Origin of the sequence: Streptomyces himastatinicus ATCC 53653 (assembly GCF_000158915.1) — a bacterium.
Classification (GTDB): Bacteria; Actinomycetota; Actinomycetes; order Streptomycetales; family Streptomycetaceae; genus Streptomyces; species Streptomyces himastatinicus.
In genome coordinates this window covers 7,634,173-7,635,993 of the sequence record NZ_GG657754.1, presented here as the reverse complement: position 1 = coordinate 7,635,993, position 1,821 = coordinate 7,634,173, and the positions used below count along the sequence as shown (strand labels likewise).

At 71.4% G+C, this 1,821-nt stretch carries 1 protein-coding gene; it reads left to right on the top strand.

Translation table 11 applies throughout. From position 1 onward, the window contains the following. Window positions 1-1,745, top strand: a 1,745-nt coding sequence (gene traB / locus SSOG_RS32395; RefSeq protein WP_039939214.1) for a plasmid transfer protein TraB, incomplete at its 5' end; no start/stop codon positions are given. Between the last annotated feature and the right edge of the window lie 76 nt (window positions 1,746-1,821).

The window sequence follows — 1,821 nt, the reverse complement described above, 5'->3', positions numbered from 1 at the left end:
CCTGGCTCACCGGGGCGTGCCTGGCCGGGCCGACCGCAGGGCCGCTCGACGACCTGTACCTGATGGCCGGTCCCGGCCTCGCGCTGTCGTGGAATGTGCGCATGATCCTGCGCCACAACCCCGACGCCGCCGGGGAAGGCACCAGCGGGGACAAGGGGCTACTGGAGAAGGTGGGTCTGGCCAAGGCCAGCATCGGGCGGACCGAGGTCGGCCCCAACCGCGTCACGGCCAAGCTGGGGCTGGAAGCAGGGGAGCAGACCAACGACGACGTCACCAAGACCCTGCCCCGGATCGCCTCCGCGCTGGATCTGCCGCCCACCGCAGTGCGCTACATGCCCGACCCGGAGTCCGCGCGGCGCGGTGAGCTGGTCATCGTCCCGCGCGACATGCTGGCCGACACGGTGCGCTGGGAGGAGAGTGGCCCGTCGCACCCCGGCGGGTCGATCACCGAACCGCTGACGATCGGTGTGTACGACGACGGCTCGCCGCTGGAGCTGTGGTTGCCGGGCGATAAGGAGGCCGGGCGCAACGCGACCCACCTGCTGATCGCGGGCATGACCGGATCGGGCAAGGGCGACGGCGCGCTCAACCTCATGACCGAGATCCTCAGCCGCACGGACGTGGTCCTGTGGCTGTCGGACCCCAAGGGCTTCCAGGACTTCCGGCCCCTGCTGCCCGCCATCGACTGGGCGGTCGAGGGCGGCACCGCCACCGAGGTCATGGTGGAGGCCGTAAAGGCCACCATCACGGCCCGCACCGAGTGGCTGGGGCGGCACTCCTACCGGCAGTGGGAGGCCGCTGCCGCACAGCGGCAGACCGATCCCAAGCACTCGTGCCGCAAGGACGGCACGGCGTGCGGCTGCCCGGGCCTGCCGTTCCACATCGCGTGGTTCGAGGAAGCCGGGGTATCCCTCGGACTCCTCGGCGACGACGCCTTCAACTCCATCGCCAACCTCGCCCGGTCGGCCGGCATGGCGCTGGTCGTCTCTCTCCAGCGGCCCAGCCACGACCAGATCAGCACGACCACCCGTGACGCGCTGGGCGCCCGGCTGTGCTTCGGCGTCCCCAACGCCACGGCGGCCGGGTTCATGCTCCCCGACTCCGTGGTCGACGCGGGCGCGGCCCCCGAGCGCTGGTCCAACCGGCGCCCCGGCTACTGCTACCTGGTCACCCCCGGCATCCCGGAGGAGCGCTACTCCAGCCCGGGCCGGACCCGCTGGTTCACCGACACCGCGACCTCCCTCATGGAGACCGTGGCCCAATGGGCAGTCCGCAACGGCGCCCAGGTCGACCCGGTCACCGAGAAGGCCGCCGCATCGGTCGCGGGCACCGCCTACACCCAGCGGACGACCGGCGACGAGGACGAGAACACGCACCTCCAGGCCGACGGAGACGAGGACGAGATGACGGGCTCGCTGGTCGACCCGGAGGACGAGGGCATCGACCCCGAGGAGGAGCTGCCCGACTCCGAACCGGGCGACGACGCCCCCATGTTCGGACAGGAGACCGGCCACAAGCCGTCCCCGGCCGAAGCCCGTCAGCTCTTCGCCGAGGCGCTGGAGGAGTTCGAGTCCGAGGGGCGAATGGTCGTCGGCCCGAAGGACTTCACCGACTGGTGCGACCGGAACAACCTGTCCCGGTCCTGGGTGTCCCTGCGGCTCAAGGAAGCCGCCCTCGAAGGCCGTCTGGAGGCCACCAACCAGACCGGTCGGTGGCGCATCGTCCCGGCCCTGGCCGCCGCCTGACACCCGTAACGCGTTACGCCCGCCTAACACCCAAACCCCTAGGCAGGCGCACCGTTACGCGGGCCTAACACCGCCC